General features: G+C 58.1%; 12 protein-coding genes. 7 read left to right on the forward strand and 5 right to left on the reverse strand.

Annotation, left to right across the window (positions count from 1 at the left end; genetic code table 11):
• The first annotated feature begins 24 nt into the window (after nt 1-24).
• Together RBB82_RS07335 and RBB82_RS07340 are read left to right on the forward strand one after the other, a co-directional pair.
• The gene (locus tag RBB82_RS07335) at nt 25-552 is read left to right on the forward strand and encodes a GNAT family N-acetyltransferase (protein WP_433974464.1); all 528 of its coding nucleotides are present in this window, start codon (nt 25-27) and stop codon (nt 550-552) included.
• 45 nt (nt 553-597) lie between these two features.
• Nucleotides 598-1,221 carry a regulatory protein RecX gene (locus tag RBB82_RS07340; RefSeq protein ID WP_433974465.1) on the forward strand — a complete coding sequence of 208 codons (624 nt, stop codon included), beginning with the start codon at nt 598-600 and terminating at the stop codon, nt 1,219-1,221.
• A 102-nt stretch (nt 1,222-1,323) separates the two neighbouring features.
• On the opposite strand, the gene RBB82_RS07345 is transcribed toward RBB82_RS07340, so the two are convergent.
• Both RBB82_RS07345 and RBB82_RS07350 read right to left on the reverse strand, forming a co-directional pair.
• Nucleotides 1,324-1,707 carry an RNA-binding S4 domain-containing protein gene (locus tag RBB82_RS07345; protein ID WP_433974466.1) on the reverse strand — a complete coding sequence of 128 codons (384 nt, stop codon included), beginning with the start codon at nt 1,705-1,707 and terminating at the stop codon, nt 1,324-1,326.
• Nucleotides 1,708-1,745: 38 nt separating this feature from the next.
• Entirely contained in the window at nt 1,746-1,937 is a 192-nt protein-coding gene (locus tag RBB82_RS07350; protein WP_433974467.1) for a hypothetical protein, read from the reverse strand.
• Between the two features lie 71 nt (nt 1,938-2,008).
• On the opposite strand from RBB82_RS07350, the gene RBB82_RS07355 reads away from it, so the two are divergent.
• A complete protein-coding gene (locus RBB82_RS07355; protein WP_433974468.1) occupies nt 2,009-2,920 on the forward strand; it encodes a hypothetical protein in 912 nt (303 codons plus the stop codon).
• A 173-nt stretch (nt 2,921-3,093) separates the two neighbouring features.
• Here the strand turns inward: RBB82_RS07355 and RBB82_RS07360 are convergent, their stop codons facing one another.
• Both RBB82_RS07360 and RBB82_RS07365 read right to left on the reverse strand, forming a co-directional pair.
• Nucleotides 3,094-3,972 carry an NAD(P)H-binding protein gene (locus tag RBB82_RS07360; RefSeq protein WP_433974469.1) on the reverse strand — a complete coding sequence of 293 codons (879 nt, stop codon included), beginning with the start codon at nt 3,970-3,972 and terminating at the stop codon, nt 3,094-3,096.
• A gap of 16 nt (nt 3,973-3,988) precedes the next feature.
• Nucleotides 3,989-4,828: an energy transducer TonB gene (locus RBB82_RS07365; RefSeq protein WP_433974470.1), complete on the reverse strand. Its 840-nt coding sequence runs from the start codon at nt 4,826-4,828 to the stop codon at nt 3,989-3,991.
• A gap of 45 nt (nt 4,829-4,873) precedes the next feature.
• Here RBB82_RS07365 and alaS point away from each other — a divergent pair, with 45 nt between their 5' ends.
• Entirely contained in the window at nt 4,874-7,897 is a 3,024-nt protein-coding gene (gene alaS, locus RBB82_RS07370) for an alanine--tRNA ligase (protein ID WP_433974471.1), read from the forward strand.
• A 244-nt stretch (nt 7,898-8,141) separates the two neighbouring features.
• On the opposite strand, the gene RBB82_RS07375 is transcribed toward alaS, so the two are convergent.
• Nucleotides 8,142-8,309, reverse strand: a complete 168-nt coding sequence (locus RBB82_RS07375) for a hypothetical protein (protein WP_433974472.1) — start codon at nt 8,307-8,309, stop codon at nt 8,142-8,144.
• 209 nt (nt 8,310-8,518) lie between these two features.
• Here RBB82_RS07375 and RBB82_RS07380 point away from each other — a divergent pair, with 209 nt between their 5' ends.
• The 3 genes from RBB82_RS07380 (at nt 8,519) to RBB82_RS07390 (ending at nt 13,452) form a co-directional block, all read left to right on the forward strand.
• Nucleotides 8,519-10,807 carry an N-acetylmuramoyl-L-alanine amidase gene (locus tag RBB82_RS07380; RefSeq protein ID WP_433974473.1) on the forward strand — a complete coding sequence of 763 codons (2,289 nt, stop codon included), beginning with the start codon at nt 8,519-8,521 and terminating at the stop codon, nt 10,805-10,807.
• 151 nt (nt 10,808-10,958) lie between these two features.
• Nucleotides 10,959-12,221, forward strand: coding sequence for a flagellin lysine-N-methylase (gene fliB / locus RBB82_RS07385; protein WP_433974474.1), 1,263 nt, complete (start codon nt 10,959-10,961; stop codon nt 12,219-12,221).
• Between the two features lie 118 nt (nt 12,222-12,339).
• Nucleotides 12,340-13,452, forward strand: coding sequence for a DUF6599 family protein (locus tag RBB82_RS07390; RefSeq protein WP_433974475.1), 1,113 nt, complete (start codon nt 12,340-12,342; stop codon nt 13,450-13,452).
• Nucleotides 13,453-13,844: the final 392 nt, after the last annotated feature.

Raw genomic sequence — 13,844 nt, forward strand, 5'->3', positions numbered from 1 at the left:
AGGCACCCGCCTTGGATGCAGGCTATGAGCAAGGTTCGCATGGCGACATCTCGGCAGCTCGAAGTTCTTCCCGCTACACGGGAGCAAGAGCCTGTTATGGCGAACCTGCTGGAGCTGTACGCACACGATTTTAGTGAGCTACGAAGACTGAACCTAAGAGAAGATGGCAGGTTTGGCTATGAAGCGCTTCCGCTTTACTGGACCGAAGCGGGACGATATCCGTTTCTTATCAGGGTGGATGGTAGTCTTGCCGGGCTCGTTTTGGTGAAACGAGGCCCGGGGATCTCAAAGGCGGAAGCGGTCTGGGATATGGCCGAGTTTTTTGTTGTCCGTGGATGTAGGAGATGGGGAGTTGGAACACAGGCGGCGCTGGAGGTGTGGAAGCGGTTTCCAGGAGTGTGGGAGGTTCGAGTGATGCAGAAGAATGATGTGGCGCGACTGTTTTGGGCAGAGACGATTTCGTTGTTTACAGGTGAAGAGAGCCACCCGGTTGCTTTCAAACGTGGAGGGGATGCGTGGGTCTTGTTTTCATTTGAGTCACGAGGTAGGTGAGAAGCAGAGTCATAACCTGCGCGACAATGGTGTCGGGGGATTTCGATGGCGTTTGCACGACCGAAGAAGCGGGAGCCAGTGGGTGAGGCTGGTTTGTTTGAGCATGCGGTGGGATTGCTGGCGCGGCGGATGCGGACGGAGCGCGATCTGCGGCGGTTGATGAGGGCTCGCGCAGAGGAGGGTGAGGCCGGGGTGCGCGCGATGGATGCAGTGGTTGTTCGGCTGAAAGAGCTGAATTACTTGAGCGACACGCGGTTCGCAGAAGACTACACGCGGGTGCGGAAGGAGCATGAGAAGTTTGGCAAGAGGCGCGTGCAGCAGGATCTGATGATGAAGGGCGTGGGGAAGGAACTGGTCGCGTCGACGCTTGAGAGTGCGTATGAGGATGTCGATGAGGTGGTGCTCGCTCGGCAGTATATTGCGCGGAAGCGGATGAAGCAGCCGAGTGGGGTGAATGCGCAGAAAGAGACCGTGCGGACGATGAATCGGTTGCTGCGGGCGGGGTTTTCTTCGAATGCGATCTTTAAGGTGTTGCGGGCGTGGGATCTTCCGGAGGAGGCTTTGGTGGGTGTTTCTGAGGGCGGGGACGATTCGGATTCTTATGCCGAGCCGGAGGAGAGGGCTGGGGATTCGGATTCTTATGCGAAGCAGAATGAGGATGATGAGTGAGTGAGAGTGTCCTGCCGGACGGGCCCACTGCGCGTGGGGCGGTCACTTCGTGACTTGTGATTGCTTCGCGCGGTCCTCGCTATGCTCGGAAGAGAGATGTGGTTAGTAGTCTCCTCGGAAGCTGTGGATTAGGCGGCGGTCGCGTTTGCTTGGACGCGTTGATGGTGCGGCGTATGCCATTGGTCCCAGGAGCTTGCGCTCTTCGGCGGCTTTACGGCGCGCTTCTTTGCTCTCTTCTGTTTCGCGGTAGAGGGTTTGTGCGATTGCAGCGGAGCCGCGCTGTTGGCTTAGGGCGAGGACTTCTACGTCGTACTCGCCGCCTTCGTTTTTGATGTGAAGCATGTCGCCGATGCGCACCTCGCGTGACGGTTTCGCGGAGATGTTGTTCGAGGTGATGCGGTTCATGTCGCAGGCTTTGGAGGCCTGCTCGCGGGTTTTGAAGAAGCGAGCTGCCCAGAGCCACTTGTCGATGCGCGTGCCAGTCATAAATCTATTTTCTGCTGATGCGGATCATTTGAAAACGCTTAGATCGCGCGGAGGAGGCGGACGGGAAGCATGAAGAGGGCGCCGATGAGCTCGAAGGTGCCCCCGACAACGATTCCGACGAGGCGGAAGGGCAGGAGGATGAGCCAGATGAGCGGATACAGGAGAAGCGCCGCGAGGGCGAGGGGCCAACAGACGACCATGAGGATCAGAAAGAGCAAAAAGTTGAGCATCGGTGTTTTTCTCTCCTGTGAGATTAACGGTTGGGACGGGGTAAAAGTTCCGTTGGGTGGATGATAGGAGGATGGTTGATCGTGGGTTACAGCGGGTGGTGGGGGTGGACTGGTCGGGCGATAAAGGCCCGGGGCAGAGGAGGAAGATCTGGGCGGGGGTTTGGACGGCTGCGACGGGTCGAGTGACGCTCGAAGGTGGGCGAACGCGGGAGGAGTTGATTGCGTGGCTGATTGAGATGAGCGAGGAGACGCCGCGGATGGTGGTGGGGTTTGATTTTACGTTTAGCTATCCGGCCTGGTTTTTGAAGGAGCTGGGGATTGGGTCGGCTCCGGAGTTTTGGCGATTGGTTGCGGATGGGCAGGGTGAGAAGTGGCTGCATCGGGACTGCTCGGATGTGCGGTTTTGGGGGATACCGGGCTCGCAACGGCATGGGAAGAAGCCGCCAGAGTTTTGTGGCCCGCATGCCTACCGGATGTTGCGGAGGGTGGAGACGGGGTTAAAGGTTAGGGCGGAGATGACTGATCCGCTGCAGATTGCGAAGATTGCGGGGATTGCACCGAAGTCGGTGTTTCAGATTGGCGGGGCGGGAGCGGTGGGGACGGCTTCGCTACGGGGGATGCCGGGGTTGATCGTGTTGCGTGAGGCTGGGTTTCGGATCTGGCCGTATGACGAGCCCGATGTGAAGCGGGCGCCGACAGTGGTGGAGATTTATACGCGGCTGATGACGGGGGCGGTGACGAAGAGCTCGGAGGTGGCGCGGACGGCATATCTGGCGAAGAAGCGGAGGGAGAGTGCGATGTATGCCGGGCTTTCGCGGCTGGTGATGGCGAAGGCGCGGGCTTCAGAGGATGCGTTCGATGCGCTGGTGAGTGCGATGGTGATGGTGGAGCATCGCGGGGAGTTTGCTGGGTTGCGTAAGACGGAGGATGAGGTTTTTCTGATGGAGGGGCATACGTGGGTGCCGGGGCTGGTGGGTGGTTAGTGGTTAGGAAACTCTGGTTGGTGAACGGCGGCTAAGTTGAGATGAAGACGATCCCATTGGAAGGTGCCGGTGTATCTGCATTTTGCGCCGCCTCCTATGCCGGTGCCAGAGGCTTACTGCTTGCAGCGGTCGGGGGAGCGGGGACAGATGTTGTCGATTGCTGGATGGGATGGCTAGCGCAGCACAGCAGGCTTCAATACCTCATCGCACCATTGCCGAAAACTAGTGGGGGTGGTGGACTCCGCGGTTCGGGGTTCCATGTTGTCGAGACCTTCATTCTTGGCCACCATCATCTCCACCATGCCCGTGGCCATCGACTCGGACGCTCCGGACTCGATCAGCCTCGCCCTGAAGGCCTCGAATGGGATCTGCTGAAAGCGAACCGGTCTTCCCAGCACCTCAGAGATGATCTGCGCCATCTCGTTGCACGACAGATCCTCAGGGCCAAGCACTGGCACGTTGCCGGTCCCGCTCCACCAAGAATCGAGCAGCAGTTTTGCCGCGACCGCTGCGATATCGCGCGTCGCGCACGTTGGGGCCTTTCGGTCTCCGGACATCGGCGAGAAGAACATGCCCTGGTTCTTGATGGGATCAACCTGGCGAAGAAAGTTATCCATAAACGAGGGCATCGTCAGTGCGCGAAAGCCCACGCCGGTGCTCGCAATCAGATCATCCATCGCCACCGACGCGGACACGAGCCCGGCAGGCTTAGGCCATCCGCGTCCAAGGGCCGAAACTGAGACAACCCGTTTCACACCATGGCTCTTGAATGCCTCACACGCCGGTCTTACGAATTCCACGTACCGCGTCTCAAAGTTGTGGGTCTGGAAGTCAGGCGGCACCACCCAGAACACGGAATCGGCACCTTCGAATGCTCGGTCGACAACTTCGCTGTCAGCATGCGATCCCTGTATTACCTCCACCCGCTCGCGTGTGCGCGCTGGCAGGCGTGAAGGATCGCGCACAATCACGCGGACAGCCTTGCCGCTGTCGAGAAGCTTTTCGAGGACTTGCTGGCCAATTGCACCTGTAGGCGTGGTAGCGACGATCATGTTGTCTCCTCATCCGTCAGAAGAGCCCGAAACGTTTCGTTTTGTGAGTTGGGGTTTGCGATGCAGGATCCACGATTAGTACTGGGTGATCTTCCACCAAGATGTGTGTCGGGTCCGCTTTAAATATGTGGACATCACTGCTTACGACCTCTGTCGCAGCGGTTAGTTTGTATTCTATTAGGACGGTCATGTGGCATGAGTCCTGATAAGACGGAAGCGATTTGAGCCGCCATGACTGAAGATAATCTTCAGTTGATTGTTTCAGCATCTCTGGACCCACCCATTGATCTATAGCGGTAACCTCTCCTTTGCCATCAAACGCGACGCGAGCACTGACATCGCCTTCGACACGGGCTGCCCTTGCCATCGCCGGATAGGTTATCGATTTCGATTCGGTCATGCCTTCGAGCGGACAGTTGTCATTACTGCAATCGTTGCAACTCGGTTTGATTGGTTGCACTTCTACTAATGTGCGATTAATTCCTAAAACAGTTACGCGCAAGAAATTGTTCACTTCATCGGACTCTGGGGTGATGATTCGATATTCCACGGTTGCGGTGAAGGAGCACGGAGTGTGTTCATTTCCGGTTGCCCAGTGATATCTCCGACCTTCGATGTAGGTGGTCGCAGTACCGACAAGAAACCGTGGCCCGTCAATCAGATTAACTGAAGCCACTGCGTCGGCTGATAACGTGACTTTGAATCGAACTGCTCCTTGTATATGGGCTGCCAGAGCAATGGGTGCATAGGTCGGCAAAGATGAATTGCTAATTCTGACGTCTCTGCAGGGAACATCCTGCGCGTGGAGGCTGACTATTGACACCAGACAGAGAAAAGCAAAGGCGACGAAACGCATTCTGAGGACGCTCCACTGCGCGCTGCGCTGATAAACTCAAGTTCTATGAACTATAGGTCGGGTAGCCAGATTCGGGAAGACTTTTTACGGTTTTTTGAGGGTAAGGTGTCCGAAACGACCGGACAGGGGCACAGGCGGGTGCACTCTTCTTCGCTGGTGCCGGCGAACGATCCTACGCTGCTGTTTACCAATGCGGGGATGAATCAGTTTAAGGATGTCTTTCTCGGCAACGAGAAGCGGGACTATACGCGGGCGGTGAGTTCGCAGAAGTGCGTGCGGGCCGGGGGCAAGCATAACGATCTGGAGAACGTCGGGTTTACGCGGCGGCACCATACGTTCTTCGAGATGCTGGGGAACTTCTCGTTTGGTGACTACTTCAAGAAGGACGCGATTGCTTATGCGTGGGAGTTGCTGACGACGAATCACGATCATTGTTTTGGGATCGATCCGGCGAAGCTTTACGTGACGGTGTTTGAGGGTGATGCGAAGGTTCCGCGGGATGATGAGGCGGAGCAGTTCTGGATTGAGACGGGAGTGCCGAAAGAGCGCATCTTTGGGATGTCGGCCAAGGATAACTTCTGGCAGATGGGGGATACGGGGCCTTGTGGGCCTTGTAGTGAGATCTTCTACGACCTGGGGATTGAGGCGGCTGAGGAGCCAGGGGTGGATAAGCCGTTTCCGCAGGATGAGCAGCGGTATGTCGAGATCTGGAATCTGGTTTTTATGCAGTTTGATAGGAGCAGCGATGGGACGCTGACTCCGCTGCCTAAGCCTTCGATTGATACGGGGATGGGGTTGGAGCGGGTTGCGGCGGTGTTGCAGGGAGTGCTGTCGAACTTTGAGACGGATTTGTTTACGCCGCTGATTAAAGCAGCAGCTAAATTGACCGAACAGCGAACGCGTCCCCAAGCGCACATTTGGCCTACCGGGCCGCACGATGCGTTGCCTCCGATTCGAACAGAAGCCGAAGAGGCGCTAATTCAGAACGAAATCGACAAAGGGTTATTGGAAAACGCATCGCTCCGAATCATCGCGGATCATGCGCGCGCTGCTACATTCCTAATCTCGGATGGAGTGAATCCTGCGAATGATGGCCGGGGGTATGTGCTGCGGAAGATTCTGCGGCGAGGGATTCGGCATGGACGGCTGCTGGGGCAGGAGAAGCCGTTTATGCATGAGATGGTGTTTGCGGTTCGAGATGAGATGCAGGTGGCTTATCCGGAGTTGAAGGAGAGCGCCGAGCGCGTGAGTAAGGTGGTGCTCGCGGAAGAGCAGCAGTTTGCTCGGGTGCTATCCGCCGCAGTTCGTGAAATGGATAAATTTCTCGACGAAGCAAGTGAAATTAACGATGAGAAGCTTCAATCATTTGTAGAGGAGCTTGATCAGAAGACAAAACCAAGCGTCGTCAAGGCGCTTAACGAAGTTTCGGATGAGGGTGTGGTTCTTGATCCGGAAGTGATCCGCGTAGTTTTTCTCCAAACGCTCGGGGATGATTTCGGGTCGGCGCTCTATTTTGCCCTAATGAAGAAACTTGCGGAGACGCGAGTATTTAGAGGTACCGACGCTTTCCACTTATATGAAACATACGGACTTCCCCTAGATTTCATGACGGACGCTGCAAGAGATCGCGGAATCATATTTGACCAATCAGGTTTTGAAGTCGCGATGGCAGAGGAGCAGCAGCGGGCGCGGGCTTCTTGGAAGGGTGGGTCGCAGAAGTCGGCGGCGCCGGTTTATCGGGAGTTGCCGAAGACGGAGTTTGAAGGGTACAGCGCGCTGCGGGTGGATGGGGCGCGGGTGTTGGCGCTGGTGAAGGATGGGATTGGTGTGCCGGAGTTGAAGGGCGGCGAGACCGGTGAGGTGGTGTTGGATGCCACGAGTTTCTATGCGGACTCGGGTGGTCAGGTTGGGGATGTGGGGTGGTTGTACTCGGGGGATCACAACGCAGTGGTGGCTGAGGTGAGTGGCGCGACCAAGCCGGTGCAGGGTGTGTTTGCGCATAAGGTGAGGGCGAACCAGACGATTGCGGTGGGCGATACGGTCGATACCGTGGTGGACGCGACGACTCGGGTGGCGACGACGCGGAATCATACGGGGACGCATCTGCTGCATGCGGCGCTGCGCGAGGTGTTGGGGAAGCATGTGAAGCAGGCGGGGTCGCTGAATGATGCGACGCGGCTGCGGTTTGATTTTTCGCACTTTGCGGGTGTGGCCGAGGAGGAGTTGCAGGAGGTTGAGGATATTGTGAACGGCCAGGTGCTCGGGAATACGAAGGTCGAGACGATGGTGGATGTGCCGATCGATGTTGCGGTGAATGAGCTGGGGGCGATGGCGCTGTTCGGCGAGAAGTACGGCGAGCGCGTGAGGGTGGTGAAGATCGGTGATTTTTCGACGGAGCTTTGCGGCGGGATTCATACGGGGGCTACGGGCGAGATTGGACTGATCAAGATTGTGGGTGAGGGGTCGGTGTCTTCGGGCGTGCGGCGCGTGGAGGCGGTGTCGGGTACGGGCGCGTTGCATGAGTTCCGACGCGACTTTGATGTGGCGAAGGTGGTGGGGTCGTTTGTGGGATCTTCTTCAGATGCGGTTGCGCCTGCGGATGCGTTGCGTGCCCGGATTGCGGCGCAGGAAGAGGAGATGAAGAAGCTGCGGAGGGAGCTGGATCAGGTAAGGATGAAGTCGGCTTCGGCTTCGGTGTCGGATGCGGCTTCGTCGGCGGTTGAGGTGAAGGGCGTGAAGGTGCTGGCGCAGCGAGTGGATGGGATTGAGAAGGCGCAGATGCGGGAGCTGGTGGATCAGCTTCGCGGCAAGCTGGGCTCGGGTGTTGTGGTGCTGGGGGCGGCGGTAGTGGACGGGAAGGGTTCGCTGGGCGTTTCTCTGATTTGCGGCGTGACGAAGGATCTGACTGCAAAGGTGCAGGCGGGGAAGATTGTTGGGTTGCTGGCTGCTCAGGTTGGAGGTAAGGGTGGTGGACGGCCTGATCTGGCGGAGGCGGGTGGGAGTGATGTTGGGTCGCTGGATGCTGCGTTGAAGGGTGCGGCTGAGGTGGTGGCAGGGTTGCTGGCTTAGTTCGGGGATTGGTGGTTGAGATAGGAGAGCGGTTCGCGCGTGGCGCGAATGCTCACATCTCAGAATCGAGATTTGGGGCACCCGGCTGTGGTGAATCTGTCAGAGGCGGTTCGCTTCGCGAATAACCCATCCTTTGCGATGAGACTGCAAAGGATGGGCCACCCGGTTTTGTTCTGGTGAGACTGTAAGGTGGGCCACCCAACTTTATTGTCGGGACTGTCAGGTGATCGCTTGGCTGGTTTGGCTACTTCGGTTCTTCGGATTCGAGGAGCTGGCGGGTCTCTGCGAGGTTGAGGGTGTTTCCGTCTACGATGAGTTCGTAGTCGCCGGCGTTGTCGGGGACTTTGAAGACGCCTTCTACCTTATGGCCGCGCTTGCGGAGAGCTTCGACGAGAAGATCGATATCTACCATGCGGGTTAGTGTACAGGAAGTTTTTTGGCTTGCGATGTGCGCGGATGGCGGATGCGGTACTGGAATATGGATGGCTATTGGGTAACAGATATGCAGATCCACAATGGCTTGTATGTGGGGGTATCGGGGGGTGTACGGGGGTTCTTTTCACACGCGTTGATGGGTGGGGTCTCTTAAACTTAGGCTGTCTGTCGATTTGAAAAAAGACAATGGGCCCAGGAAAGAAAATTCGCAATTGGTGGTGGTGCGGGGGTTGCGCGGTGGTGCTGAGCTGCGCGATGGTGCAGGTGCTGCCTGCAAACGCGACGCGGCGGCGTGTGGAGCTGACTCCGTGGGAGCAGGCGGAGCGAGGGCTGGAGACGCTGGAGGCGATTCCGGAGGGGACGCGCACACGAGCCGATTACGCGAAGGCGATGGATGGGTTTCGGACGGTGTATCACGAGGCGCCGGGGGATGTGCACGCTCCCGATAGCGTGAATGCAGTGGCGGAGTTGCTGACGGAGCAGGGGCGCGGGCTGCATGATGCGAAGAGTTTGAAGGCGGCGGTGGGGCAGTATGAGTTTTTGCGGACGCAGTATCCGGGGAGCTCGCTGAGGGTGGGGGCGCTGCTGGCCGAGGCGCAGATCTATGAGAACGATCTGCATGATGCGGGTGCGGCGCGAGAAAGATATTCGCTGCTGGTGAAGCAGTATCCGAAGAGCGCGCTGGCGGAGGAGGCGAAGGCTGGGCTGGCCTCGCTGGATCAGGGGGCAGGGCGTAGGGAACAGGTTGCGTCGGCTCCGGTTGCGAGTGTTCCGGTTCCGACTGCTCCTGCTTCGATGGAGAGTGGTGCAGGCTCGGTGCCTGGTGCTGGCACTTCGTCGGGTGCGCGGGATGCGAAGGTTGTTGGTTACGGTTTGGGTGACGCGGGAGCTGCCGAGCGGCGTGGGACAGCAGCGCCTGCGGATGCATCGGTCGATGCTGCCTCGGGTGGCGCTGGAATACCGGGTGATCAAAGTGCTGTTCCGATGCACGTGGCCAGGACGTCGGCGAAACGGCATGGACAGATGGCGCAGGTGACGGGGATTCGTCACTGGTCGACGCCGAACTATACGCGGGTGGCGATCGACCTGGGCGACGATGTGACCTATGAGGCGGCGCGAGTGCCGAATCCGGATCGGATCTACTTTGATCTGCATGGGACTCGGCTGGCGCAGGAGTTGGTAGGTAAGAGCTTCACCGTAACCGACGATGGGTTTCTGAAGAAGATTCGAGCGGCACAGTTTTCGAACGATATGACGCGCGTGGTGCTGGATGTTAATGACGTGACGGAGTACTCGGCGTTTTTGCTGCCGAATCCTTATCGCTTGATCATCGATATTCATGGAGGGAGCAAGGCTGAGCCTGCTGCTCCGGTGGTTAACGTTCCGATGCAGAGGGCTGCGGCGGCGGCTCCCACGGTGCCGAATACGACGGCGGTGAAGTCGGCGAGTTCGTTTGATGTTGCGGCGTTGAGTGCGCAGCCGGGGAGGGTTGAGGCGACGACGCAGCCTACCTCGCAGCCGATCTCTGCGGTAGTGGCGGTGGTGAAGGATCCTGGAACGGTTGGTAAGGCGAGCGGTGGTGTGTCGGGGGCGACTGGTTCGACAGGCGGCTCGGCGAGTGTAGCGAGTGCGGGTGTGGATGTTGCGGTACCGGTGCCGACTACGAAGAAGTTGCGGCGTAGTAAGAAGGATATTGATGCGGTTCCGGCAAAGGCGGCTGTACCGATGGCCGACGGCGAGACGTCGATGGTGCGGGCGCTGGGATTGAAGGTCGGGCGCATCGTGATCGATGCGGGACATGGCGGCCATGACTCTGGGACGCTGGGGGTGGACGGCATCGAGGAGAAGGATGTGGTGCTGGATGTGGCGCTGCGGTTGGGTAAGCTGCTGCATGACCGGCTGGGGTCGGAGATTATCTATACGCGGTCGGATGACACGTTCATTCCGCTGGAGACGCGGACGGCGATTGCAAACAAAGCGCAGGCCGATCTGTTTCTGTCGATTCATGCGAACTCGTCGCCCGATGAGAGCGCGCGCGGAGTGGAGACCTATTATCTAAACTTCACGTCGTCGCCGGATGCGCTGGAGACGGCTGCTCGCGAGAACGCTGTTTCGGATCAGTCGATTCATCAGTTGAGCGATCTGGTGAAGAAGATTGCGCTGAAGGATAAGATCGCCGAGTCGCGAGAGTTTGCGGCGGACGTGGAACAGAGTTTGTATGGCGGTCTGCAGAAGGGGAACGCAGGGCTGAAGGATCGCGGGGTGAAGAAGGCTCCGTTTGTGGTACTGATCGGTGCGAATATGCCGTCGATTCTGGCGGAGATCTCATTTGTCACCAATGCGAAGGACGCGAGGCAGTTGCAGCAGCCGGAGTATCGGGAGCGCGTGGCGGAGAGTCTGTACAAAGGTGTCGCAAAGTACGAGAGTGGACTGAGTGGGGCACGTGTGCCGACGGAGCGGGCGAGCGGAAACTAGCTTACGAGATTCTTAACTTCCTCCAATCTGGCGGAACTCAGAGATGGCCTCAGGTTTGCTCTTAGCTGATGCGGAGCTCCCTGCTGCATGAAGGAGAGTTGCAGGCACAGCCCATCGTAGCTTCGCTCTCCCGGGCTCCCTGGAGGAATCAATGACGCCGGAGACGCTGCCCGTTCAACCACGCTATGGGAGCGCCTTTCATTGCATTGGTGGTGGGTGCGAGGACTCGTGTTGTCACGGGATGAGTGTGCTGGTCGACAAGAAGACCTATGAACAGTATCAGGCGTTTCCGGAAGAGAGGCTCGGGTCGCTGGTAACTCAGTATGTCTCTATTAATATGACGGGGGCGTCCGACTCGCTGTATGCGCGAATCTCGCCGAATGCTTCGAACCGTTGTCCGTTTCTTTCGGCAGAAAGCCTTTGCAGCGTACAGAAAGAGTATGGCTCGGATCATCTGTCTGCGACCTGTTCGACCTATCCCCGTGCGCTAAACAATGTGGAGAACGAGCTGGAGGTTTCTCTTTATCTGTCGTGCCCCGAGGCGGCGCGCCAGGTTCTGCTGGAGACAAACTCGACGCAGAAGGCGGGCGATGCATCTCCTGGTCACTTCCGAACAGACCAGTTTTCACGACTCTCGACTACGGGCAGTTCCTCGTTGCATAAGCCGTTCCGTTATTTTTGGGAGGTTCGGGAGCTGGTGGTTGCGGTGATTCAAGATCGTGGCCGGCCGGTGTGGCAGCGACTGTTTCTGCTGGGGATGCTTTGTAAGCGTCTGGATGCAGTCACCAGCGCAGAACAGGATGGATCAGTGCCTGAGATTCTTGCCGGCTATCGCGAGATTGTGGCGACCGGAGCGCTGCGCGACAAGATGGAGAGGATCCCGGCGCAGCCTGCGGTGCAGTTGGATGTGGTGTTGCGGCTGATCGATCAACGGATTCGAGCCGGCTCTTGCGGTGCGCGCTTTCTGGAGTGCTTCGAGATGTTCCTTGAAGGCATCGGATACTCCCCGGAGTCGACTGCCGGGAGCGACGTACAACACTATGTTGAAGCGGAGGCGAGATATTGCAGACCCTTCTTCGAGCGACACCCACATATCCTCGAAAATTATCTGCTGAACTATGTCTACCGGACTCTATTTCCGTTTGGCCGGGAGGCGAGCGCGCACTATACCCCGCAGAGCATATTCAGCGAATACATGTTGATGTTGGCTCAATTTGCGCTGATCAGGGGCTTGCTGATCGGCGTGGCGGGACGTACCCGAGAGGAGTTTGGCGAAGGCCACGTTGTTAAGGTAGTTCAGTCTTTTTCCAAAGCGGTGGAGCACAACCCAAACTACTTGAAGGAGATTAATCAATTCATGGAGGATCGGAGCCTCGGTAATCCCGAAGGAGTAGCGGCATTGTTGAAGCTTTAGGTTGTGAGTTTTGCAGGTGATTGCGTGGATGCCAACGCGGCGCGAGATGCAGATCGTGACTTGCTGGCAGCGGCAGGCTCTAGCTTACGTTATTGCGCTGGTGTAGTCTGACCAACGTATGGGTGTTTCTCTTCGGATGCGGGTGATGGTGCCGGGCCTGCTGGGCCTGTCGCTGGTTGGGGCTTCGGGTGTGCCGCTGCAGGGACAGCAGGTGATGCTGGCAGAGCCTCCGACTCCGCTGCTGCCGGTGGCGCTGAGGAGTGGGCCTGATCACGATGCGGGTGAGGGTGCTCCGTCGTGGAGTGGAGCCGCTCAACAGGTACTGATTGAAGACGGAATCAAGCGGTACGAACGTGGAACTGCGGAGAGCCCTGCGGCTCATGGCACTGCGCCAGGCGGAACCGTGACGGTCTATCAGTTTGTCGATGCGACGGGAGCGGCAGCGGCGTATGACTATCTGCGAAAGAGCGCGCCGTATGTCGTTCGGAGTGGCGTGTCGGTGGTGGTTGCGAATCTGAAGATGCCGCCGGCGTCGGCTGAAGCACTCATGCGGACAGTCGAGACGGGACTGCCGAAGGTGGGCGGCCCGAAGGGACTGCCTCCGCTGCTGCCGACCTATCTGCCGGCGAAGGGTTTAGCGAAGGACTCACAGCACTACGCGTTGGGCCCGGTGAGCTACCAGGCGATGGGTGGCGTGCTGCCGCCGGAGATCGTTGGCTTCGATAAGGCAGCAGAGGTGGTGACGGCGAAGTACGAGGGCAAGGGTACGCTGACGATGTTGCTCTATCCGACGCCTCAGATCGCCGGCGATCACCTGCGACAGATTGAGGCGCAGGTAAATCAGCAAGGCGGTGCAGCCGGCACGGTGATGCTGAGGCGCGAGGGACCGCTTGTGCTGTTGACGACCGGAGCGTGGAATCCCGCCGAGGCGCAAAAGCTGGTTGAAGGGATTCATCTTCGAAGTGAGGTGACGTGGAATAAGCCGGTGCCTCCAGAGTTCCACGCTGAGATTCGCAAGACCGTCAGTCTGCTGACGAGCATTCTGGTCTTCTGTGGAGTAGGGGCGCTGGCGGCGGTCGTTCTCGCGCTGTTTCTTGGCGGGGGACGGGCTGCGATCAGGGTACTTCAGGGTAAGCCCGCGGCGACGGAGCCGGAGTTTCTGCGGATCGACCTGAGCGGCGGCTCGGCGAGGATCAAGCCGGAGATTCCCGGAGCCGAGAGCCGGGGATAGCCAAGTGGGGTTAAAGCTGCACCGGGGATGGTGCAGGGGCTAGGCTAAGCGGCTGATAGGAATGCTGTTTGATATCTGGGTGCACCCTCAAAAGCGAATGTATGGCGAATACAAGACGGGTTGTTGTATGTTTAGTAACCCCCATAACTGCCTATTTAGTAAGGACTTACAAGAAGCGAGTTTAAGCCTTGACACGTCATTTCGCCAAACTTAGTATTTCGCCAGAAAGTTCTGATGGCTTTGCCTCCGTTGGAACTATTCTCCCTAAAGAAGAGGCCACCCTGTTGCCGGGTGGCCTCTTCGCTTTCCGGAGGCTATTTGGAGGTCATTTTTGCGGAGAAAAATGGTTACTAAAGTGGGATTAAGAGACGGGTTGGTTTGATCGGTTACGC

Source organism: Tunturiibacter lichenicola (genome assembly GCF_051013355.1).
In the GTDB taxonomy this organism is placed as follows: Bacteria; Acidobacteriota; Terriglobia; order Terriglobales; family Acidobacteriaceae; genus Edaphobacter; species Edaphobacter lichenicola_F.

Coding starts and splice junctions, on each gene's coding strand:
- RBB82_RS07360 (WP_433974469.1), bottom strand. CDS start 3,972: ATGATCGTCGCTACCACGCCTACAGGTGCAATTGGCCAGCAAGTCCTC.
- RBB82_RS07390 (WP_433974475.1), top strand. CDS start 12,340: ATGGGTGTTTCTCTTCGGATGCGGGTGATGGTGCCGGGCCTGCTGGGC.
- RBB82_RS07340 (WP_433974465.1), top strand. CDS start 598: ATGGCGTTTGCACGACCGAAGAAGCGGGAGCCAGTGGGTGAGGCTGGT.
- RBB82_RS07345 (WP_433974466.1), bottom strand. CDS start 1,707: ATGACTGGCACGCGCATCGACAAGTGGCTCTGGGCAGCTCGCTTCTTC.
- RBB82_RS07355 (WP_433974468.1), top strand. CDS start 2,009: ATGGTTGATCGTGGGTTACAGCGGGTGGTGGGGGTGGACTGGTCGGGC.
- RBB82_RS07380 (WP_433974473.1), top strand. CDS start 8,519: ATGGGCCCAGGAAAGAAAATTCGCAATTGGTGGTGGTGCGGGGGTTGC.
- RBB82_RS07335 (WP_433974464.1), top strand. CDS start 25: ATGAGCAAGGTTCGCATGGCGACATCTCGGCAGCTCGAAGTTCTTCCC.
- RBB82_RS07365 (WP_433974470.1), bottom strand. CDS start 4,828: ATGCGTTTCGTCGCCTTTGCTTTTCTCTGTCTGGTGTCAATAGTCAGC.
- RBB82_RS07375 (WP_433974472.1), bottom strand. CDS start 8,309: ATGGTAGATATCGATCTTCTCGTCGAAGCTCTCCGCAAGCGCGGCCAT.
- alaS (WP_433974471.1), top strand. CDS start 4,874: ATGAACTATAGGTCGGGTAGCCAGATTCGGGAAGACTTTTTACGGTTT.
- RBB82_RS07350 (WP_433974467.1), bottom strand. CDS start 1,937: ATGCTCAACTTTTTGCTCTTTCTGATCCTCATGGTCGTCTGTTGGCCC.
- fliB (WP_433974474.1), top strand. CDS start 10,959: ATGACGCCGGAGACGCTGCCCGTTCAACCACGCTATGGGAGCGCCTTT.